Source organism: Empedobacter sp. UBA7248 (assembly GCF_002472945.1).
GTDB classification, from domain to species: domain Bacteria; phylum Bacteroidota; class Bacteroidia; order Flavobacteriales; family Weeksellaceae; genus Empedobacter; species Empedobacter falsenii_C.
The window spans coordinates 32,879-55,098 of the sequence record NZ_DKSU01000014.1 but is presented as its reverse complement, the minus strand read 5'-3'; the positions used below and the strand labels follow the sequence as shown (position 1 = coordinate 55,098).

The window sequence follows — 22,220 nt, the reverse complement described above, 5'->3', positions numbered from 1 at the left end:
AAATACAAGAAATCGATAAAAATTTATCATGAACAAAATAATTAGCGTTTTTATATTATTTATTGGAATGAGTGCGTTTGCGCAAAATATTCCGTCGGTGATGAAAACTGAATTTCCCGCTGCTGCTTTGCAAGATAGTGTAGTTGATTTGGATGGGAATTCGACAACTATAGGAAAAGTTTTTTCGAATTATAAAGGAAAAATTGTCCTATTAGATTTATGGGCAACTTGGTGTGGAGATTGTATCAAAAACATGCCAGCTTTGAAATCTTTGCACGAAAAAAATCCTGATGTAACCTATGTTTACCTTTCAATGGACAAGAATGAGGAAGCTTGGAAAAATGGTATTGAAAAATATCAAATTGAAGGTCAACACTTTTACTTAGGAAACAACTGGAAAGGCAATTTTGGCACAGGGATTGATTTAAATTGGATACCGAGATATTTGGTTCTTGATCAAAATGGAAAAATTGCAGATTATTACAGCGTAAAAGCTGATGATCCTAAAGTTCAAGAAACAATTGATCGTTTAAGAAATAAATAGTTTATAGTTTACCAACCAAATGGTGATTGAAATTGAAAAATCAATCACCATTTTCTTTTATTAATCATTAGAAATCAATACCTTTCATAGAATAAAAATAAATATTCTATAATTTTTTATAGATCATTTTTTGTATCAAACTTTTAGTTATTATTGCATTGATTTTAATACCCTTTTTATTTATATGAAAATATGCTTCGTAATGTATCCTTGGGACAAGGTTGAACCAGGAAAAGACACCACTATGCGAATTATTAAAGAATGCGTAGATCGTGGATTTGAAGTATCCTATTTAACAAAAAAAGATATCTCTATTGCCAAGGGCAAAGTTGTAGGAAACTGCAAAAAGATGATAACTACAGAAACAAATGATTGTGTTGAATTTTATCACACCATGAAATTTGAAAGTAGTATAAAAGATTTGACCGAATTTGACATAATTTTTATGAGAGCCGATCCACCAATTGATCCGCTTTTGTTGAATATGTTAGAATTAATTGAAGAAAAAGTTTTCTTCGTTAACAAAATTTCGGGATTACGTAAAGCAAATAACAAAATATACGCCGCTTCTTTTGATGATGGTCAAGAAACAATTGTTCCTCAAACACTTATTACAAAAGACATCGATTTGATAAAATCGTTTGTAGAGGAAAATAATTTTGAGAAATTTATCATCAAACCATTAGACGGAATGGGTGGTAAAGGTGTTATACTTTTCGAACGAAAAAATATTGGTAACTTAAGCTCGATTTGCGATTTTTATATCAATCATACCGGAAATTCTCAGCCTATTATTTGTCAAAATTATATAGAAGGTGCAGAAAAAGGTGATGTTCGTGCCATTGTGATTAATGGAGAACCAATTGGTGCAATTATGCGTGTTCCTGCAGAAGGCGATCACCGTTCTAATATTTCGGCTGGTGGTTCTGCGATTAGACATGACATGAGTGAACATGAGTTAGAATTGTGCCGTAAAATAGGAAAACAACTAAATGAAGATGGAATTTATTTTTGCGGAATCGATTTGATTAACGGGAAAATGGTTGAGCTAAATGTCGTAAGTCCTGGAGGAATTGTTCCTCACAATAATGTAAACAATAACAACGAAATTCAGAAACAAATTGTGTCGATGTTATTGGAGAAATATAAAGAATTTAAAGCATGAAATCCATAAGTATACAGCAAATTTTAGATAATATTGAGAACGAAATTGTATTTGAAGCTTATGCAGAAGACGAATCATTCAAAATAAAAATCGACGAATACATTCCTTACGTTTGTGCTGCCATTCATGATGGTGGACAAATGCGCGAAGATATTCGCGAAAAATGTTTATTAAGCAATTATGAACGTTGGTACGAGGAAGATCCGCATACAGCTGAGTTTGTAGAAACTTTTCCAATCTTAATTCAAGGTTGCGATTCTCGATTTGAATACGATCTAAATCGTGGTCCAGAAACTGCTGTGTACGAAGAAGCTTGGGGAAAACAGGTTTGGAAAGAGCCTTTGTCGGTTTCTCAAAAACAAAAAAGTATTGCAAAACATCACGCTTTTTATGAGGTTTTAGAAGCTTTAATTAACAAACTTGAAACTAAATTTAAGTCGTGTTTGGTTTATGATATTCATTCGTACAATTGGAAACGTTGGGATCGTCCGGTTCCTGTGTTCAATATTGGTGCGGAGCGAGTTGACAACGAACGTTATGGAAATTATGTAGAAAGTTGGCGCGATGAATTAGCGAATATTGAGTTAGAAAATATTCACAATTATTCAGCGATTAACGATGTATTTTATGGACGTGGATATTTGTTAGAATTTGTTACAAATCGATTCAAAAATACATTGGTTTTAGCCACAGAAGTTTCAAAAATTTATTGTGATGAATTAACAGGAGAATCTTTTCCTGAGATTATTAACCAAATAAAAGAAGGTTTCAAATCGGCGATTCTTAACCACGCTTATGAATTTGTAAAAACAGAAACGACATACAAAGTAGGTTCTAAGCAAGTGAATATTTTGCACAATGAATTAGAATCTGATTTGGTCAAAATTGATAAACAATTGTATCAATTGGTTCAGAATTTTGAGTTGTTAAGTGTTATCAATCCGATTAATTTAGAATTTGAAAAGAAGAAATTCTTAGCTTCAAAATATACATACGAACCACAATTTAAGTACAATCCGCTTAACATTGATCCATTCGAATTTAAACGAAAATTATCGAATATTAAAGTCGAAAAAATCAATGATATTAGTATTCAAAATATGTATGTTAACACGATTAACGCTTATTTTGACAAGGTAGATTTGTTGGCGAATCTTGGTACGGATAAATTTCTGTACAATTCGTTGCGTTATTTTGGCGAACCATCTAAAAAAGATATCGAAAATGCGAACTTTATCCTTTATTGTCCTGAGTTTAGAATGGATAAACAAGGCAATTATACAGAGGAAGAAGTGGTTAATCTTTTTAGAAATGCTACAAATGATTATGGTTTCAAATTTGACATCGAAGTTTCGGATGATATCGCTTCAAAAGCGCTTGTGATAAATAGTAAGAGAAAAGTTGTGATTAAGCGTGGCGTTAAGTTTGATAAACGTTTTACAAATGGTTTAATTGAGCACGAAATTGGAGTTCATATGGTGACAACGATGAACGCGTTGGATCAACCATTAAAAATCTTTAGTATTGGTTTACCTGTGAATACATTAACGCAAGAAGGTTTGGCGATTTTAAGTGAGTATTATTCTGATTCTATTAATCATAGCCGTTTAAGAGAACTTGGTTTGCGCGTTATGGCGGTACATATGTTGACAAATGGAAAATCGTTCAACGAAACATTTATGACGTTGATGGAAGAATACAAAATGCAACCAGAAGACGCATTTTATCTGACAACTCGTGTTTATCGTGGTGGTGGTTTTACAAAAGATGCGCTTTACTTGAAAGGTTTGAAAACAATTTTGAATTATGTTGATCAAGGGCGTTCTTTGGATAATTTATTGATTGGAAAAACTTCGGTTGAATACATTGATACAATTGACGAATTAGTTGAGCGTAAAATGATTAATAAACCAAAATATCATACCAAAATTTTCAAAAAACATCTTGAAAATCCAGAAATCAATCCGATTTTACAATATATTTTTAATGGAATAAAAGATTAAAAAAATAAAAACCCACTCAAATTTGAGTGGGTTTTGTGTTATTATGAGCTTATATTTAATCTTTTTCCTCAATTCTCTTATCAAAATAGAATAATACAATTCCTAATGCGATAATTCCTAAACCAAATAAACTTTCTTTTGGTTTTTGCATCAAAACGAAATAACAGATGTATAAACTAAATGCTAAAAATATCGCAGGTAAAACATAAAAGAATTTACTTTTGATAATGGTTAATTGATCTTGTTTGATAAAGAACGCTGTACAAACTGCCAATGTGGCCAAAATTTGTAAAACAAACGATGTATAGGTAAAAATCACTTCAAAATCTCCTGAAAAAATAAGCAAAATACTAATTGTTGTATGCACCCAAATTGCACGAACCGGAATTCTATTTTTATTCTCTTTTGCCATAAAATTCCACAATTTATTTTCGCGCGCTGTGGCTTGCGTCAAACGAGAACCAATCCACAAATAACCGCTAATCGTCGCAATCAATTGCAAAGCAATAAAGCAACTCACCCATTTTACATTATTTCCAAGTAGATTGCCGAACGAAATATTCGCCACATTTTCTTGTCCAGCCAAAGCTACTGATGATCCATGTTTCAAGAAAACATAATTTAGCAAAACATAAGAAATCGTGACAAAAATAACGCCTATAAATAATGCTTTTGGTAAGTTTCGTTTTGGTTGTTCAATTTCTTCTACGATATATGAAGCCGAATTCCAACCTGTATATGCGAAAGTGACATAAACCAAAGAAGTCGCAAATGCTGGAAGTAACAATTCATTTTTCCAAGTCGAATCAAAAAGTACCGCATTTGGCTCAACTGCTGGAGCAAAATAAAAACCTAAAGCAATTAAAACGATGATAAATACAACTTTAAGAATAGTAAAAATATTCTGAAATTTACTACTCAAATTTAGACTGAATGATTGAAAAACAGCGACAATTAAAATCATGGCTATTGCAAATTCTTTTCCTAAATCCAATCCAAAAACATTGAGGTATTTTCCCATTGCCAAAGCTGCTAAAGATATTGGAGCAGAAAAACCAACGAACAACGAAATCCAACTTGATAAATAACCAAAAACGGGATGAAATGTCCGAGATAAATAAATATAATCTCCTCCTGATTGTTTAAATTTTGAAGCTAATTCCGAATAAATAAATGCGCCAATCAACGCTAATAAACCTCCTATTGACCACAATAATAAGATAGAAGTTGTATTTTTTAGATCAGAAATCTGATAACCCAAACTGGTAAAAACACCTGTTCCGATCATATTCGAAATCACTAATGCTGCTGCGGTTTTCCAACCAATTTTTGAATGTGCCATACACAAAAAAGTGCCAATTGAATGTTTGAATTTACATTAAAATTGACACTTAGAATATTTTATTATTGATTAAAATTTAAAACTTGCACGCGCAAAATAATACGCTCCTGTCATCCCCATTTGAACCGGTGCATACGGAAAAACTCCATAATAAGAATTTTCGTAAACTTGCTTGTCTGGGAAAACATCAAACAAATTATTTGCACCAATTGTAAAGTTGAAATTCTTTGTGATATCATAACCAATCGATGCATCTGTCACCACTTTTCCCGTGTGTTCTTGGATACTTCCCCAAGGATATCCATCTTTTATCACTTTTCCGAAATACGTGTTACGCACCATAAAATTGAATCCAGAAATTGCATAATTCAATCCTAAAGTTGCTTTTGTTTTTGGACTTAATGATTCGATAATATTGACTTGATCAGGACCAAAAAATTCTTCTGTTGGAATCGTCAAAGCTTTTGGAAAATGATAACCGACAATTTTTGTTTCGTTGATATTTCCTGATAAACTTGCATTCAACTTTCCTCGACCTAAACGAGTATCATAAGAAATTACTAAATCCAACCCTTTGGTTTCTGTATCAATTGCATTCGTAAAAATACGCGCTGTCGCAACATTATATTTTTCTAAAGCAGGATCTGTAATATCAGAAGTCAAGACAATTCTGTCATCAACTTTTATAAAATATCCATCCAATGTGATGAATAATTTTGAAGTCGGACGAAATGTTAAACCTAAACTTGCATTGATTGATTTTTCTTCTTTCAATTTATCCAAACCAATTTCTTTCGACAATTCAGACTCATTTCGGATAATTCCTTTTGTTACCAAAACTTGATCTCCATTATCATTCAAGAATAAATCAGTATATGAATTACTGAAGTATTTTTGTTGTAAAGAAGGCGCTCTAAATCCTGTTGAAATTGCTCCACGAACCGAATATCCTTTTGCGTATTCATATCGCATCGCTAATTTTCCATTGATTGTACTTCCAAAATCTGAGTAATTTTCGAATCGTCCAGCTAAATCAGCTGTAAAATCTCCAAATTTCAATTCTCCATCTACATAAGCCGCAACTGAATGACGATCACCTTTTACAGCATTTAATGGAGAAAATCCTACAAAAGATTCAGATCCAGAACCTGTGTAAGAAGCTTCATCTCCAGCTTCGATTTTATATTGTTCAAAACGATATTCTCCTCCAAACGCTAAACTAACATTTTGGTTGATTCGTTTTGAAAAATCTAAATTGACTGTATTTTGCAAAAATTGATGTTTCCCAGCGTAAAAATCTGTTGGAGAATTTAAGCCTAATGATTGATTAATTGAATTTTCTAAATCATATTTGAATGAATTTAAGCCAAAAGTATTACTCAAGTCAACTTTCCATCCATCATATGAATAACGCAGTCCTGTCGAATTTGAATAATCATTTACATTTGATTTTAAGGTAGCTTGAAAACCATTTGGATAAATTTTTAACGCATCTTCAGACAATTCGCTTGGTAATCTTCTAAAACCAAATCCATTTCCTTGACGCAACGAAACTCCTCCAAATGAATAAAAATCTAATCGATCATTAATCGTCGTTTCAGCATTTACAAAAAATTGTTGATTTTTGATTGCCGCATCTCCAATTTGAAATCTAAAATCTTTTCTCGAAAGTCCTAAAGCAGCAATTTTCGCATCATCCGCAGCTCTCGCAGCATCTGGATCATCTGCAAAATCGTATGCGAAATTATCTCCAAAAATATCTAAATTATGATCTTTTGAACGATTTGTTTTCTTACGCTCACTTACAACTGCCGAAAAAACAATTGAGCCTGATTGTCCTAATTTCGTTCCATAACTTCCGTTAAAATTGTATGTTTCTCCATCATTTCGAGAAGTCTGACCATACGTCAAAGATGCATCACCACCTGGTTTAGATTTCAAAACAATATTTACAACTCCCGCAATCGCATCAGAACCATATTGCGCAGCTGCACCATCACGTAAAACTTCAATTTTATCAATCGCTGAAATCGGAATTGCGCCTAAATCTGTTCCTACAGAACCATTCCCTACCGTATTTTGGTAATTCACCAACGAAGTTGTGTGACGACGTTTTCCATTAATCAAAACCAAAACCTGATCTGGTCCCATTCCACGCAACGTCACAGGATCGATATGCTCCGTTCCATCGGCAGATGATTGACGAACCGAATTAAAAGAAGGAATAACCACATTCAAAATATCATTCACACTCAATTGAGGAGAAGACGTTTTCAATTTCTCAACATCGATAATATCGACAGGAACTGACGAATTAACCACCGTTCTTTCTGATGTACGACCACCGATTAAAATAACCTCGTTAAGATTTGTTTCCTCTTTTTCAACTTCTTGAGCGAAAAGTGTAGATGCGCAAATAAATGCGAATGAAGCAAGTAAAAATTTGTTTCTTTTCATTTTTAATTTTCATAAAACTTTCAAGAAACCAACAGATAAAAGTGAAATACTTTTGCTCATCTTTCCCTCTAATAGGTTGGATTTAGCACCTTAGATTATAAGTCATCTGGTTGCTAAGGTTTCACAGGGCCAATCCCTCCACCTTTCTTGATAAGTTATGCAAAGGTAATGTTAAAAAATGAAAATGCAAATAATACTCTATCAATTTTATAGAGTTATTGAATTAACAATGAAATATCTAACTCTTGACTTTCGTCCAAATTCATCATTGCATTGATTCGTTTGAATGATTTGAAGTTAACTAGATCTGAAACCTTTATATTTTTCTGAATGATTTCGCCTGATTGCAACAAAGCTTCTCTCATTGTTCCTTTCAACAAAAAACTTCGCGGCGTGATCCATTGAGAACCGTCAAAAAAAACAATATTCGAATAAATACAATCGGTAATATAATTTGATTTCACCAAGACCAAATCATCTGTTTTTGATTCTTTTAAATATTCATCAAAAAACCAACGATCTAAATATTTGTAGGAATAATCAATTTTATTTTCGATCTCAAAAAGTTGAATACTTTCAATTGGTTTGATTTGATACGATTGAAATTCTACCGATTGAATTTCTCGATCATAAACAATTCTAACTTTATATTTTTCATCCGTTAAATCTGTTGGAAACTTAATAATTTCGTTCAACAAAATCGAGTTGATTTCAGTAAAATTATCATTTCTTGTTCGATCAAATCTCGCTTGATGAAATTCTAAATTTCGAAGTTGTTTATTCACACAACAAATCGATTCAATAAATTGGAACATATACTTTCTGAATTAATTCTTCGTATTCTGCTTTCGCTTTGCTTTTTGCCGTTATTCCTCCTCCACTCTTGAAAAACAATCCGCCTTGATTATTTTCAATGAAACGAATCATCACAGCACTATCAAGATTTTCGCCATCAAAAACACCGAAAACACCCGTATAAAAATTTCGATGATACTTTTCTGCTTCTAAAATAATTTCGACGGTTTTCTTTTTGGGCGCACCACAAATAGAACCAGCAGGTAAAAGTTGATCGAAAATCGTTCCTAAGTTTTGGTAATAATCATCATTTAAATCACCTTTTATCTCAGAACTTACTTGCAAAAGTGTTGCATCATTTGTCTTCACCTCATCGATATATCGATAATTTGTCACCTCAACATTTTCTGAAACAAGACTCAAATCATTTCTAATTAAATCGACAATTGTAGCATGTTCGGCAGCTTCTTTTTCATCATTTAAAATGAGTTGTTTTGCATTTGGAATCGAAGCATCAATAGTTCCTTTCATTGGATTTGAAAAGATTTTTTGATCTTCAATTTTCACAAAACGTTCGGGAGAAAAACAAACAAATTCGTCTTTATATTTCAATTTATATTTTGCTTCAGAAAACTGAAAAATTTCGTCTAAAGTCAAATTCGTTTCGATTTTTGTTGGAAGAGTTAAATTCGTTAAATATGAATTTCCAAACAAAAGATTATCGTGAACATAATTGAATTTTGGCAAATATTCGTCAAAGGAAATCGGGAATTTATTGAATTTAAAATCTTTCTGAAAAGATTCTTTTTTTGGCGAATCTATTTCAAATTTTATCTCATCAGGTAATTCATTTAACGGAATTACTTCTCCATTTTCTTTCAAAAAATCGATCATAAAAAAAAAGGGAACTTCTGCAGCTCCCAATTCATTCATTTTCGTAAAAATCGAATGCTTTGCTAACATTCGATAAAATTAATATTATTCTTGATTTGTACCAAGTAGATCAATTTCTGATTTTTCATCATCCGTCAAAATCATATCTTTTAACATAAAATACACCATAATATAAGCAAATGGATACGTTGCAAGAGCACCTACATAACAAGCAATAGCACCAATTGAAGCAACCAGACTAACCACAATCGCCATTAAAACCATCCACCAAAAATTCTTTTTTACGATTGCATAAGACGTTTTCATTGCGTCAATAGCGCTCATGTTTCCGTAATGAATAAAATACGGAGCCAGATAAATACATGCTTGTAGGAACAATAAAAATACCGTCGCCACTAAGATATATAACATACCAAAAAGCGATGAACCAATCATTAATGCTGGGTTTACATTTTCGGGATCATTAAACATAAGTGGTAAAAACGAAAAAATAATGTAAGGTGACAAAACGACAAGCGAAACACCCATAACGATAAGTGTTAAAAGGAAATAGCTTCCTATGTTTTTGAAACCTCCAAAAAAGTCACCTAGCTCTAACGACATTTTGTTTTCGGCACGTTCTGCACCTATCATAAATCCCATTATAAGTGGATACATCACAAAAAGCAATCCGATTACAGTGAACGAAGTAAACATATAAATAATGGCTGCGACAAGAGCATAAATAACAAATGGCTGCCAATTATTTTGGAAAAGTTCTAATGATTGATTGAAATATTTCCCGATATCAAATTGAAATTTATTGTTTTTGTAATACTCAATTTTGTTGTAATCTAATGTTTTCATCTTAACGTTGGTTTAATTGAAATTAATGTAAATTTGCTTGATTAGTAGAATAAAATTAATAATTGTTACAACATGAATGCAAACGATTTATTATCAATCATAAAAAATAGACGCTCTATATTTCCTCCGCAATACAATCAAGAAGAAATTACGCGCGAAGAATTGAATCAAATTTTTGAGGCAGCAAATTGGGCGCCATCTCATAAAAAAACAGAACCTTGGCGTTTTGTCGTTTTAGAAGGGCCTGCAAAAGACCGTTTCCGCGAATACGTAAAGCGTGTTTATGTGCAAGGAACGCCAACAGATCAATTGAGCGACAGAAAAATAAATGCATTAATTGAGAAATGTGATAAGTCGAATAAAATTGTTTTAATCAATTTTATCAACACAGAAAAAAATCCTGAATGGGAAGAATTAGCTGCGACTTCTATGGCTGTTCAAAATATGTGGTTAATGGCAAGCGCTTTAAATATTGGTGCATATTGGTCTTCCCCAGCAAATATTATCGCCAATGTTGATGAATTTACAACTATGGAAGAAGGCGAAAAATGTGTTGGAGTTTTCTATATGGGAAAAATTGAAGGAGATTCTCCAGAAGCTGTTCGTCAACCAATCGAAGATAAAGTGAGATTTTTAGAATATTAAAGAATCTTCTAAAATATAATTTAAGAAAGACTACTAATTTTTTTAGTGGTCTTTTTTATTTAACATTAAAAATATCTTTTAAAACTAAATATATCCTTATTTTTAATACATTAATTAACACTACACTATGAAAATAATTCATCTATCTATATCAATTCGATTACTCTTCTGCTTGCTATTCTTATCTAGTTTTTGTTTTTCTCAAGAAGATATCATTAAACTTCAAGAAGCTAATATAACAAAGAAATCAAAAAAATCTTTGCATTATGAAGAGCTCAAAAAAATGCCTCGAATTGGTCTTTATTCTTTTGGATATACGATTTATGATGATAAACTTTATATTATGAGTGGAGATATCTCAGAAACCAATATTACCGAATTCAGTTCTGATATATACACTTTTGATTTCACACAGAATAAATGGGTGACGCAAAATGCTAAAACATCAAAAGTCGCAGGAAATTATGTCTTTACTTATAATAATTTTTTATACAGTTTAGGAGGAAGAAAACGCGAAAAGAAGGACAATAAAGAATACTTGAATAATTCTATTGATATCTATGATATTAAAAATGATAGCCTATTTAGTCGTCAACCAATGCCTCATCAAGCTGTTAATTTTGCAGCCGTAAAGGCCAATGATAACATTATCTTATTCGGAGGTTCTACTAAAATCTCTGAAACTGGAAAAAAGAAATATTCTGATAAAGTAACATTTTTTGATTTAAAAACTGGTTTATGGTATGATTTAGCACCAATGCCTACTCCAAAAGAAACAACTGGAATATTAGTAGGAAATAAAGTTTATTTAATTGGAGGCTTTAGAAATCAAGCACTCAAAACGATTGAAACTTATGATTTAGCAACAGGTAAGTGGGAAAATGAATTTGAATTACCAACTGCTTTAGAAAACCCAACTTTAGCTACAAAAAATGGAATAATTTATATGTACGAAGAAGGTGCTTTTTATACCTACAATACAACTAATAAAAATTTGAAAGAGTTCAGAATTAAGAATATCACAGCAAGCAATAGTAAAATGGTTATTTATAAAAATGATCTTTATTTACTTGGAGGATGTAATATTTCAATAGGCGATGATCCTAGAAAACCAAAACAAAATTTAGAAATGGGAATTCCAGAGGGCTTTGTAATGGATTGGCAAACTAAATACATTTCAACTGTTGACGATGTTTATAAAATTAGCCTTCATCAATTTGAAACGACTACACCTAAATTGAATTTATCAAAAAATTAGTTTTTTTTTATAGTTATTTTAATTAACAAATAGATAAAATAAATTTTCATATTTTAGTGTTATTTTAACACACTATGAAATCGATTTTTAACTATTTAATTTTTGCAATTTTTGTTTGTTTTTTGACTTCTTGCAAAAACTCTAATCCCATTGTTTACAACGATCCAATTCCGAAACACGAAACATTCACAATTGATTCTAAAATTCTGAATGAAAAACGAATTATTAATGTTTGGGTTCCTAAAGAATATTCAACTTCTCAGGATTCGTTATCCGTTTTGTATATGCCTGATGGCGGAACAAAAGAGGATTTTCCGCATATTGCAAATACATTGGATAGCTTGATTATTTCGAAAAAAATAAAACCAGTTATTTTAGTTGGAATAGAAAACATACAACGTCGCAAAGATTTGAGTCCGCCAACCGAAAACGAAGAAGATAAAAAAATAGCCGATGTTGTGGGAGGTTCGAATGAATTTAGAAGTTTTATCAAGGATGAATTATTTCCTGAAATCACGAAAAAATATCGTACTAAAAATAATAAAGGAATTATTGGCGAATCCTTGGCTGGATTATTTATTATGGAAACTTTTCTGAAACAACCCGAAATGTTTGATTATTATATTGCAATTGATCCTTCACTTTGGTGGAACGATCATAAAATGTTATTGAATTCAAAAAATGATTTAGCTAAATTTCCTTCTACTCAAAAAAAGTTATGGTTTGCAGGATCTGGAGCAAGTGATATTTTGCCTTATACAGATGATTTGAAGAATATTTTAACGCAAGAAAAACTTCCAAATCTACAATGGAATTATTCTCCAGAACCGAAAGAAGAACATGTTACAATTTACAGAGCAACTAAAGAAAAAGCACTGATTTGGAGTATTGGTAAATAAAATTTATCTAATAAACCAAAAAACCTCACTTCAAATGAAGTGAGGTTTTTTTTATGCGATTCGTTTACCTAAAATAGTTAAACTTCTTTCTATTCCGTCTAAAGTTGCAATATTGGGATAATTTCCCCAATCTTCGAAACCAAAATGTTTGAATAATTTCAAGCTCGGTTCGTTATGCGAAAAAATAAAACCTAAAATCGTTTTGATTCCAAATTCTGGCGCTTTCGTAATGCTATATTCCAACACTTGTTTTCCTAAACCTTTTCCACGTTGCGTAGCATCTAAATAAATGCTAATTTCTACAGTTGCATCATAAGCTGGTCTTCCATAAAAAGATTGAAAACTTACCCAACCTACAATGTCTTTCGATTCATTTTCTACAACCCAAAGTGGTCTTTTTTCAGGTGAATGTTCTTCGAACCATTTTACTTTACTTTCAACTGAAACTTGTTCTGTATCGGCAGTCACTAATCGCGAAGCTATTGTAGAATTATAAATTTCTGTTATTTTTTCTAAATCGCTTCGTTTAGCATCTCTGTATGTTAACATCTAAATTTTTAAATTTTATTCTCTGTTCAATTTTAAAAAGGAATATTCTTTTTCATCGCCATCATATAGCCCAAATGCATTGCTTCGTGAATATTGTTGTACAAAATTGCATCTTCAATCGATTCTAACGTCATACCAAAACTTGTTTTATATGATCGATAATACGATAGTTTTTCCGAACGATAATCCTTGAACATCTGCATTGGAGTACTTTCCAACATTTCCTTCAATTCTGTCACATCTTCTTCTGTTACTTCCGTATTTCCGATTGTTCCTTTTTTATACTTCTGAATAAACTGAATATCGACCAACATCCTATTATCGGTTAAATAATAATGGATCAATTGTTGTGTTGCCAAAACATGAGCCGCATTCCAAAACAAATTGTTTTTATAGCCAACAGGTATATAAAGTAGTTGTTTCAGAGAGTGTTGTTCAAGCTCATCAATAATCTGTTTTCTTATATTCGTCAGATAAATAATATGCTCTTCCATAGTCAGATTTAAAGTTTAAATATACATCAAAATAAGTCTATTTATCAAATTATAAAGCAAAACAATTAAAATCACGTTTTTAGATTATTTAAAGTCTTTGATTCTTCGTAATTTTGTCTCATTAAATTTAAAAGATGGCTTACACAAGAGATCAAATATATCAAGTATTAGAAGAATTGGGTATTCGCAATTGGATGCGTAACGCTCAAGTGATGGGAAATGATATTATTTTGGATATTGTTTCTCCTTCGCCTGCAATGCACGAACGCAAGCGTTTGGAAATTGCGTTGAAAAATGCATTTAAAGAAAATTTACCTGAGTCAAATCTTAAACTTAACATTTCTGTTGAAGTTGAAGAAAAAAATCCGAACGAAATCAAAGGTTCAGAATTGCCAGGTGTTAAAAATATTATCGCTGTAGCATCAGGAAAAGGTGGTGTTGGTAAATCTACTGTTTCATCAAACTTAGCAATAAGTTTAGCAAACATGGGATTCAAAGTTGGTTTATTAGATGCTGATATCTACGGACCTTCTATGCCAATTATGTTCGATTGTCAAGATGCTCGTCCATATTCTGTAGAAGTTAATGGAAAAACGAAAATAAAACCAGTAGAAGCTTACGGAATCAAGTTATTATCAATTGGTTTCTTTGCTGATACAGATCAAGCAATTGTTTGGAGAGGACCGATGGCTGCAAAAGCATTAAATCAAATGATTCGTGATGCACATTGGGGAGAATTAGATTTCTTATTAATCGATTTACCTCCAGGAACAGGTGATATTCATTTATCTATCGTTCAACAAGTTCCAATTACAGGAGCAGTTGTGGTTTCTACACCTCAAAATATTGCATTAGCAGATGCGAAAAAAGGAGTTGGAATGTTCCAAATGGAAGCGATTAATGTTCCAGTTTTAGGAATTGTAGAAAATATGGCGTATTTTACACCAGAAGAATTACCTAACAACAAATATTATATCTTTGGACAAAATGGTGCAAAGAACTTAGCAGAACAAATTGGTGTTCCTTTCTTAGGCGAAATTCCAATTGTACAATCTATTCGCGAAGCTGCTGACGTTGGTCGTCCAGCTGCAATGCAAGAAGATACTGTTGTAGCTAATGTTTACAAAGAAATTGCACGTAACGCAGTACAAAGTTTAGTAGAACGTAACAATACTTTGCCTCCAACAGAAGCTGTCCGTATTACAACGATGGCAGGTTGTTCGGCAAAAAATTAAAAAAGTAAAAGATCATGACTCCAGAAGAAAAATATTCAGAAGTTGAAAAGGCCTTAACTGAAATTAGACCATTCTTAAATTCAGATGGAGGCGATATCGAATTAGTATCTGTAGAAGATAATATTGTAAAAGTTCGCCTTACAGGTGCATGTATAGCATGTTCTGTCAACCAAATGACCTTAAAGTCAGGTGTTGAAATGACCATCAAAAAATATGTTCCAGAAATTGTTTCGGTTATCAATGTTTCAGATTTTGAAACTTCAACTGAAGCAGATCAAATATCTTCCTTAAAAGAAGAAAATTAGAATATCATTAGATTCTCATAAATTAAAACGCCTTTATATCAATTTATAAAGGCGTTTTATTATTTTTGGCAAACAATTTGAATCTTAACCTCAAAACCAAAAATTCAAAATGAAAAAATATATTTTATTTTTTACTTTTATTATCCTTTCATTTGCATTGCCTTTAAATGCTCAAAACAACTACAAAGTTGGCGAAAATCTAAAATTTAGAGTTCATTATTCTGGATTGAATGCAGGCTTCGCATCAATTGATGTAAAAGAAGCTACATTGAACGGAAAAAGTCATTTTCATATCGTAGGAAAAGGAACTTCTACTGGTGCGGTACGTGCTTTTTTTAAGGTAGATGATAATTACGAATCATATATTGACAAAACAGATTTGAAACCAACAAAATTTGTTCGAAATATTGTAGAAGGAAGTTACAAACGTCATCAAATCTATTATTTTGATCATGCCAATAGAAAAGCAAAAGTTGAAAATAAACGAGATGGAAAAGTCACAACAGAAACAATTCCGTACGATGCGCAAGATTTACTTTCTGCTTTTTATAGCTTACGTAATGCCAATCATGCCACTCTTAAAACAGGAGATTATTTGAACGAAAATATTTTTCTTGGTGATGAAACGCTTAAATTTCGATTGAAAGTTTTGGGACGTGAAACCCTAAAAACAAAATTCGGGAAAATTGCAGCAATCAAAATTCGTCCTTACGTACAATCTGGTCGTGTTTTCAAAGAATCAGAATCGGTTACAATGTGGGTTTCTGACGATGATAACTTAGTTCCATTAAAAATAAAAGCTGGACTATTAGTTGGATCATTAAATGCAGATCTTAACGAATATAGTAATTTAAAATATCCAATTACTTTTACGAAGTAAACTGATTGTAAATCATAAAAAAATCCCGCTATTAATGCGGGATTTTTTCATTTAATATTGTGTTTCCGTTTTTGTCAAAATAAGTACAAGTATAATTATCTAAAGAAACAATCCATTTCTCTATGCCTGTTTCTGCACAATGCTTACAAAATGTAAAATAATCTGTTTCACCTTTTTGATGAATTTTTAGATATGTTGTAAATTTCTCAATATTTACATCATCTTCAATCATTAAATCATCGTATTGTGTATCAGAAGTCGTTTCAAAATTATCTGTCCCAAAATAATTTGTATGACTATCTACCACCCAAGTCTCGAAAGCTATAACGCCTAACGATTTTATCTCTTTGATATAATTCGGAAAATCTGCTCCAGATTTCACTTTTTCATGTGCTTTTTCTATATTGGCAACTGTAAATTTTTTCATATTATTTTGATTGATTATGTTCTAAATATTCCAAAAAAACATCACTCGGAATTTCCATTGCACCCAAACTCGCTAAATGTTCGGTATAAACCTGACAATCGATCAATTTATATTTCTTGTGATATTTTGCAACAAACTGTATAAAACCCGCTTTGGAAGCATTGCTTACTTTCGCAAACATACTTTCTCCACAAAAAATATCGCCTATATCAATTCCATAAAAACCACCAACCAATTCGTCGTTTTGCCAAACTTCGATACTTTTTGCAATTCCCATTTCATGTAACGTACAATATGCTTCGATCATATCATTCGTAATCCATGTTCCGTCCTGATCTTTTCTATACGCTTGCGAACAATTTGTAATCACTTCTCGAAACGCTTTATTCTCTGAATAGGTAAATGTTTGATCTCGAAAAACTTTCTTCATCGATTTCGAAACATGCAAATTTTCTGGAAACAAAACAAATCGATCTTGAGGAAACCACCAAATAATTGGATCTTCTTCATTAAACCAAGGGAAAATTCCTTTCTGATAAGCCAAAATTAAGCGTTCTGGCGAAAGATCTCCTCCAACAGCTATAATTCCCTCACTATTCACTTCATCGTAATCAGGAAAGATTAAATCAGAACTTAACCAATACATATCGTTTTGTGTATAATTTATATAAAATTAAAAAAACGTGTCCAATAAAGAACACGTTTAGTATTAATTGATGTTTTGTTTTCCTTAGAATGGTAAATCATCATCATCTCCGTTAGAAAAAGTATCTACTGGAGGCGCTGGTGCAAAATTATCGTAACCTTGAGGTGCTTGTGCAGCTGCATTTGCCATATTTTCAATTCTCCACGCTTGGATTGTATTGAAATATCTTGCTACACCTTCTGGGTTCACCCACTCGCGACCACGAATGTTGATAGAAACTTTCACTTCATCACCAGGTTTGTAAGCATTCAACACGTCTGTCTTATCTTGTGTAAGCTCAATTAAAATATCTTGTGGATATTGTTCTTGCGTTGTAACAACGAATTCTCTTTTCTTGAAACTTGCAGTAATATTTTGAGTTTCAAATACTTTTTTAATTCTTCCTGTAATTTCCATTTTTGTAAAAGCTTTGTACAAATTTAGAATGTAAAAAAAGATTAAAAAAATTTTATTTCGAAATTTTGTTAGAAAGAAAACTTGTGTATATTTGCAATCCAAATCGGTGAGATTTTAGCGGGCGTGGTGGAATTGGTAGACACGCTAGACTTAGGATCTAGTGCCGCAAGGTGTGGGAGTTCGAGTCTCCCCGCCCGTACAACAGAAAAGACTTTGAAATATTTTCAAAGTCTTTTTTTATGATTTATTGTTTTCTAATGATTTATAATATTTTTCATAAATTTAGATCATTATTTGGTTATAAGTTGGTTTGGTATGTATTCGAAAAGAAAAAGAAATTTGAAATCTGGAGGGAGAACTATCCCCATTTTTGAATTTATAGTGGTTGTTATTATCATCATAATTTTGATTTACTTCGCAGTTTTCTAAGGAAATTATTCTTCATTTTTTTTAACATTAATTTATAATTATTTCATTATCTATGGTTTAATATTTGTTCGTTATAGATAACAAATCTATTAACAACTTATAAAACAAAAATTATGGACAAATTACAATTAGAAGGAAAATGGAATCAAATCAAAGGATCTGTTAAACAAAAATTTGGAGATTGGTTTGATGATGATGATACTTTTTTGAATGGAAAATTTGACGATATCGTTGGAAAAATTCAAGAAAAAACAGGAAAAACAATCGAAGAAATTGAAAGTACAATTAGAGATTGGGTTGACACAGATGATGATGCAGAAGATAATGCGAAAAATAATCAACCACAAGCTTAGTTGATATAGAAAATGGTTAGAATTTAGGTTCTAACCATTTTTTTATGCTTCTATATTTTTATAAAATGTTTTTCTACGTTTATGGATAACAGGATCAAAGTTTTTCCATAGTTGTTGCACTTTTGTATTTTCCTCAAGCAAAGGATTCGTTTCTAAAGTTTTAATTCCTCTTGCTATAAATCGATCATAAAGTTCTTTAAAAATCAAGGCATTTACACCTTTATTTTGATAATGAGGATCAATTCCAATCAAATAAAACTCGACATGATCGTTCTTTTTTTGGGCTTGCATCAAGTGCCACCAACCAAATGGAAATAATTTTCCTTTCGTTTTCTGGAAAGCTTTCGAAAATGAAGGCATCGTAATCGCAAAAGCAATCATTTTGTTGTTTTTATCTTTTACACACGAAATAAAATCAGGATGAATAAATTTTAGATATTTCTTTTTGTAATGTTCAACCTGAAATTTTTCTATCGGAACAAAACTTTGCAACTCTGCATACGTCACATTCAACAAATCGAACATCTCATCAACATAAGGCAACATTTCGTCAATTGTTTCAAATTTATACGTATCAATTTCGTAACGTTTTTTGAGCATTTCGCACAATTTATCCATTTGCTTTACCTTGCCCAAATTCGTAATATCAATAGAATATTCTAACCATTCGGCTTTTGGTTGATAACCTAATTCTTGTAAATATGTTGGATAATATTCGTAATTATATAAACCGATTAGAGTGGCAACTTTATCAAATCCTTCTGTTAATAATCCAGCTTTATCCATATTCGAAAATCCCATCGGACCTTCTATATAACTCAGTTTATATTTTTTAGCAATGTTTTCAACAGTTGTTAATAAAGCTTTCAAAATGTTGATATCATCTTTAAAAACTAACCAACCAAACCGAATTTTAGTCTTTCCAAGTTCTTTTACTTCGGTCCAATTAATAATTGAAACAATTCGTCCAACCACTTTTTCGCCTTTGTAAGCCAAAAAATATTTTGCTTCTACCGTCTCAAAAATTGCATTGTTTTTATCAAAACTTGCGAGTTCATCTTTTTTTAAAGAAGGTACCCAATACGGATTATCTTTATACACTTCAAAAGGTAAATCGACAAATTTTTTCATTTCACTTGGCGTATTCACCTCTCTTACTTCGATCATATGCTATTAAATTGCGTCTAACAGATTCTAATTTAGGAAGATTTTTTTAGAGAACAATTTTCTCTTCTACAGATTTTCCATTTTTATCTTTTCCGTAAAATAAAATATAATCAAGCTTTACGGAGATTCCAGCAGTTCCTTTCTTCTGTTTCAAGAAAACACGATTCAAGGTTATCAACTTGTTATTAACAGTTGTTTGAACAATTGGATTTTTCTGAAAATCAAGCTTAAGCGTTAATTTTTGAATTGGATAAGAAACCAAAGCCAATTGATAAATATTCTTTTCAATTTTCTTAATATCTAAACCATATGCCAATTTCTTTTGTATAGAAGTCAAGGGCTTTTTTGAACCATCTTCAGCATAAAGAATACGATAAATATCAACTGGATTATCATCATTCAAAATTCCTTTGCTCGAAAAAAGCGCATCGTAAACAAACGTATTTTGATTGTCGTTATGCTGAATATAAAATAGTCTATTTTCTGATTTTGGAGGAACGGGATAACCTTGTTGTGCATTTACAACAAAAGAAAAAAGGATAGAGCAAATAATTAATAGGTTTTTCATTGGTTGATATTTTTTAGGATAGAAGATATGAATTATTTGAATGATTATCTAAATCCAAATAAAAAGTTTCGAAACTTTAACTTGTTCAATATTATTTCGATCAAGAAAATCTTGCGGAAATTTTTATTTCTTCATTTTCTCTTTTACGAATTCAATAATAATCGGAACTAAAGAAAACACAATAATTGCCATGACAACAATTTCAAAATTGTTTTTGATAAATGGGATTGTTCCAAGGAAATATCCAGCCAATGTAATCCCGAAAACCCAAATTGTTCCACCGATGAAATTATATTTAATAAATGTACCATAATGCATTTTAGAAATTCCTGCAACGAAAGGCGCAAGCGTTCTTACAATCGGAACAAAACGTGCAATTACAATCGTTTTAGAGCCGTATTTTGTAAAAAAATCTTCGGTCTTTTGAATAGCAGAGTCTTTAATAATTCGTTTACCGAAAATTTTGGCTGTAACTAATTTCGTTCCCAAGGTTTTACCAATCGTATAATTGACTGTATCGCCCGCAATCGCTGCAAACCAAAGCAAACCTAATACGATATAAATATTAAGTTGATCTGGAAAAGCTGCAGCCAACATTCCTGCCGCAAATAAAAGCGAATCACCTGGTAAAAAAGGCATGACAACTAAACCTGTTTCGATAAAGATTAAAAGAAACAAAATCAAGTAAAACCAGTTTTGATAATCATTCAAAATGGTTTCTAAATATTTATCGATATGTAGTATGTAATCTAAAATTTCCATGATTTAAAGGTATAAAAAAACTCGACCGAAGTCGAGTTAATTTTTTATTGTTATTCTTGTTCAGCAATCTTTTTTTTGCCGAACTTTTCTTTGATAATTTCTACAAAAATTGGAAGTATTGAAACGATTGTTATTCCTAAAATTACTTTAGAAAAATTCTTTTGAACCCATTCGATGTTTCCTAAGAAATATCCAATAAGCGTTAAACCAACAACCCATAACACAGCTCCAATCACATTATATGTAATAAAAATAGAGTATCCCATTCGTCCGATTCCTGCAACGAAAGGCGCTAAAGTTCTTACGATTGGTACAAAACGCGCAATTACAATGGTTTTAGAACCGTATTTTTCGTAGAATTCGTGCGTTTTATTAATATGTTCTTCTTGGATGAAATTTTTACCAAAAATCTTAACTTTAGTTGCTTTGTAACCAACTTTCTTTCCGATGGTATAATTCAAGGTATCACCAAGTATGGCGGCCACCAAAAGAATTGCAATCATAATCCACACATTCATATTATTTGTTTCTTGCGCAGCCAACATACCTGCCGCAAACAACAATGAATCTCCAGGTAAAAATGGCATCACAACAACACCTGTTTCCACGAAAATGATTAAAAATAAAATTGCATACAGCCATAAACCATATTCATTTGCAAACTCTGCTAAATGCTGGTCGATATGCATAATAAAGTCAAAAAGACTCATAAATACTTCCATAAAAGTTGATTAAATTTCCGAAGCATTAAATGCATTTTTGATATGATTTACGCTCCAAGATTGTTGTTTTTTTAAAAGTGCTAAAATATCAAATCTTACCTCAGAAATAAAATTATTTTTCTGAATAAAATCATCTGCGGCAAGAATTAACAATTTCTTCTTCTTTGTGTTAACAGAACTTTCTGGCTCCGCAACATAATTTGAAGTACGACTCTTAACCTCTATAATAACAATCTCATTTTCAAATTGAACAATAATATCGATTTCGGCTTTTCTGAAAAAATAATTTCGAGCCAATATTTTGTATCCATTTTGGATTAAATAATTAACGGCAAAATCTTCTGCTTCTTTCCCGAAATCGTAACTAATACTCATTCAA

At 31.6% G+C, this 22,220-nt stretch carries 25 protein-coding genes, 1 tRNA gene and 1 riboswitch; of the genes, 11 read left to right on the top strand and 15 right to left on the bottom strand.

All coding sequences use genetic code 11. The features are described 5' to 3' along the window. The first annotated feature begins 28 nt into the window (after nt 1-28). From B4A23_RS12625 to B4A23_RS12615, 3 genes are all read left to right on the top strand, one after another. Nucleotides 29-544, top strand: a complete 516-nt coding sequence (locus B4A23_RS12625; RefSeq protein WP_291120555.1) for a TlpA family protein disulfide reductase — start codon at nt 29-31, stop codon at nt 542-544. Between the two features lie 184 nt (nt 545-728). Beyond that, a complete protein-coding gene (gshB, locus tag B4A23_RS12620; protein WP_280061731.1) occupies nt 729-1,709 on the top strand; it encodes a glutathione synthase in 981 nt (326 codons plus the stop codon). Further along, nucleotides 1,706-3,712 carry a flavohemoglobin expression-modulating QEGLA motif protein gene (locus tag B4A23_RS12615; protein ID WP_180905380.1) on the top strand — a complete coding sequence of 669 codons (2,007 nt, stop codon included), beginning with the start codon at nt 1,706-1,708 and terminating at the stop codon, nt 3,710-3,712. Before gshB ends, B4A23_RS12615 begins: the two co-directional genes overlap by 4 nt. A 55-nt stretch (nt 3,713-3,767) precedes the next feature. Here B4A23_RS12615 and B4A23_RS12610 read toward each other — a convergent pair whose 3' ends face one another. The 5 genes from B4A23_RS12610 to B4A23_RS12590 form a co-directional block, all read right to left on the bottom strand. Further along, nucleotides 3,768-5,054: an APC family permease gene (locus B4A23_RS12610; protein ID WP_291120552.1), complete on the bottom strand. Its 1,287-nt coding sequence runs from the start codon at nt 5,052-5,054 to the stop codon at nt 3,768-3,770. A 69-nt stretch (nt 5,055-5,123) separates the two neighbouring features. Beyond that, nucleotides 5,124-7,511, bottom strand: a complete 2,388-nt coding sequence (locus B4A23_RS12605; RefSeq protein WP_291120550.1) for a TonB-dependent receptor plug domain-containing protein — start codon at nt 7,509-7,511, stop codon at nt 5,124-5,126. Nucleotides 7,512-7,564: 53 nt separating this feature from the next. Then, nucleotides 7,565-7,668: riboswitch (SAM riboswitch) on the bottom strand. Nucleotides 7,669-7,726: 58 nt separating this feature from the next. After that, nucleotides 7,727-8,326 carry an aminotransferase class IV gene (locus B4A23_RS12600; RefSeq protein ID WP_291120548.1) on the bottom strand — a complete coding sequence of 200 codons (600 nt, stop codon included), beginning with the start codon at nt 8,324-8,326 and terminating at the stop codon, nt 7,727-7,729. Continuing rightward, nucleotides 8,310-9,269 (bottom strand): aminodeoxychorismate synthase component I, encoded by a 960-nt coding sequence (locus tag B4A23_RS12595; RefSeq protein WP_291120546.1) that lies wholly within the window; start codon nt 9,267-9,269, stop codon nt 8,310-8,312. The genes B4A23_RS12600 and B4A23_RS12595 overlap by 17 nt, the downstream gene beginning before the upstream one ends. Nucleotides 9,270-9,284: 15 nt before the next feature. Beyond that, on the bottom strand, nt 9,285-10,046 hold the full coding sequence (locus B4A23_RS12590) for a hypothetical protein (protein WP_291120544.1): 762 nt from the start codon (nt 10,044-10,046) through the stop codon (nt 9,285-9,287). 72 nt (nt 10,047-10,118) lie between these two features. On the opposite strand from B4A23_RS12590, the gene B4A23_RS12585 reads away from it, so the two are divergent. From B4A23_RS12585 to B4A23_RS12575, 3 genes are all read left to right on the top strand, one after another. Continuing rightward, nucleotides 10,119-10,691 carry a nitroreductase family protein gene (locus tag B4A23_RS12585; RefSeq protein ID WP_180905388.1) on the top strand — a complete coding sequence of 191 codons (573 nt, stop codon included), beginning with the start codon at nt 10,119-10,121 and terminating at the stop codon, nt 10,689-10,691. 283 nt (nt 10,692-10,974) lie between these two features. Continuing rightward, complete coding sequence (locus B4A23_RS12580; RefSeq protein WP_291120541.1) at nt 10,975-11,949, top strand: Kelch repeat-containing protein; 975 nt, start codon at nt 10,975-10,977, stop codon at nt 11,947-11,949. 74 nt (nt 11,950-12,023) lie between these two features. After that, entirely contained in the window at nt 12,024-12,848 is an 825-nt protein-coding gene (locus B4A23_RS12575) for an alpha/beta hydrolase (protein WP_291120539.1), read from the top strand. Nucleotides 12,849-12,899: 51 nt separating this feature from the next. Here B4A23_RS12575 and B4A23_RS12570 read toward each other — a convergent pair whose 3' ends face one another. Both B4A23_RS12570 and B4A23_RS12565 read right to left on the bottom strand, forming a co-directional pair. Continuing rightward, a complete protein-coding gene (locus tag B4A23_RS12570; RefSeq protein WP_291120537.1) occupies nt 12,900-13,397 on the bottom strand; it encodes a GNAT family N-acetyltransferase in 498 nt (165 codons plus the stop codon). Nucleotides 13,398-13,429: 32 nt separating this feature from the next. Next, the gene (locus B4A23_RS12565; RefSeq protein ID WP_038336414.1) at nt 13,430-13,891 is read right to left on the bottom strand and encodes a DinB family protein; all 462 of its coding nucleotides are present in this window, start codon (nt 13,889-13,891) and stop codon (nt 13,430-13,432) included. 134 nt (nt 13,892-14,025) lie between these two features. On the opposite strand from B4A23_RS12565, the gene B4A23_RS12560 reads away from it, so the two are divergent. From B4A23_RS12560 to B4A23_RS12550, 3 genes are all read left to right on the top strand, one after another. Beyond that, on the top strand, nt 14,026-15,126 hold the full coding sequence (locus B4A23_RS12560; protein WP_114998705.1) for an Mrp/NBP35 family ATP-binding protein: 1,101 nt from the start codon (nt 14,026-14,028) through the stop codon (nt 15,124-15,126). A gap of 14 nt (nt 15,127-15,140) precedes the next feature. After that, a complete protein-coding gene (locus B4A23_RS12555) occupies nt 15,141-15,431 on the top strand; it encodes a NifU family protein (protein WP_114998704.1) in 291 nt (96 codons plus the stop codon). A 109-nt stretch (nt 15,432-15,540) separates the two neighbouring features. Further along, nucleotides 15,541-16,311, top strand: a complete 771-nt coding sequence (locus B4A23_RS12550) for a DUF3108 domain-containing protein (RefSeq protein ID WP_280045832.1) — start codon at nt 15,541-15,543, stop codon at nt 16,309-16,311. Nucleotides 16,312-16,342: 31 nt separating this feature from the next. On the opposite strand, the gene B4A23_RS12545 is transcribed toward B4A23_RS12550, so the two are convergent. From B4A23_RS12545 to B4A23_RS12535, 3 genes are all read right to left on the bottom strand, one after another. After that, the gene (locus B4A23_RS12545; RefSeq protein WP_291120535.1) at nt 16,343-16,738 is read right to left on the bottom strand and encodes a DUF1398 domain-containing protein; all 396 of its coding nucleotides are present in this window, start codon (nt 16,736-16,738) and stop codon (nt 16,343-16,345) included. Nucleotide 16,739: 1 nt separating this feature from the next. Then, nucleotides 16,740-17,384: a leucyl/phenylalanyl-tRNA--protein transferase gene (gene aat / locus B4A23_RS12540; protein ID WP_280035403.1), complete on the bottom strand. Its 645-nt coding sequence runs from the start codon at nt 17,382-17,384 to the stop codon at nt 16,740-16,742. Between the two features lie 84 nt (nt 17,385-17,468). Beyond that, nucleotides 17,469-17,840, bottom strand: coding sequence for a DUF3127 domain-containing protein (locus B4A23_RS12535; protein WP_038336420.1), 372 nt, complete (start codon nt 17,838-17,840; stop codon nt 17,469-17,471). A gap of 117 nt (nt 17,841-17,957) precedes the next feature. On the opposite strand from B4A23_RS12535, the gene B4A23_RS12530 reads away from it, so the two are divergent. Together B4A23_RS12530 and B4A23_RS12525 are read left to right on the top strand one after the other, a co-directional pair. Then, a tRNA-Leu gene (locus B4A23_RS12530) sits at nt 17,958-18,039 on the top strand. 343 nt (nt 18,040-18,382) lie between these two features. Further along, on the top strand, nt 18,383-18,622 hold the full coding sequence (locus B4A23_RS12525) for a CsbD family protein (RefSeq protein WP_280050730.1): 240 nt from the start codon (nt 18,383-18,385) through the stop codon (nt 18,620-18,622). A 42-nt stretch (nt 18,623-18,664) separates the two neighbouring features. On the opposite strand, the gene B4A23_RS12520 is transcribed toward B4A23_RS12525, so the two are convergent. The 5 genes from B4A23_RS12520 to B4A23_RS12500 form a co-directional block, all read right to left on the bottom strand. Beyond that, entirely contained in the window at nt 18,665-19,789 is a 1,125-nt protein-coding gene (locus B4A23_RS12520; protein ID WP_291120532.1) for a GNAT family N-acetyltransferase, read from the bottom strand. Nucleotides 19,790-19,835: 46 nt separating this feature from the next. Continuing rightward, nucleotides 19,836-20,357 (bottom strand): DUF4833 domain-containing protein, encoded by a 522-nt coding sequence (locus B4A23_RS12515; RefSeq protein ID WP_291120530.1) that lies wholly within the window; start codon nt 20,355-20,357, stop codon nt 19,836-19,838. A 123-nt stretch (nt 20,358-20,480) separates the two neighbouring features. Continuing rightward, entirely contained in the window at nt 20,481-21,119 is a 639-nt protein-coding gene (locus tag B4A23_RS12510) for a VTT domain-containing protein (protein WP_291120528.1), read from the bottom strand. 50 nt (nt 21,120-21,169) lie between these two features. Then, a complete protein-coding gene (locus tag B4A23_RS12505) occupies nt 21,170-21,841 on the bottom strand; it encodes a DedA family protein (protein ID WP_291120526.1) in 672 nt (223 codons plus the stop codon). A gap of 9 nt (nt 21,842-21,850) precedes the next feature. Further along, nucleotides 21,851-22,216 (bottom strand): YraN family protein, encoded by a 366-nt coding sequence (locus tag B4A23_RS12500; RefSeq protein WP_291120524.1) that lies wholly within the window; start codon nt 22,214-22,216, stop codon nt 21,851-21,853. Between the last annotated feature and the right edge of the window lie 4 nt (nt 22,217-22,220).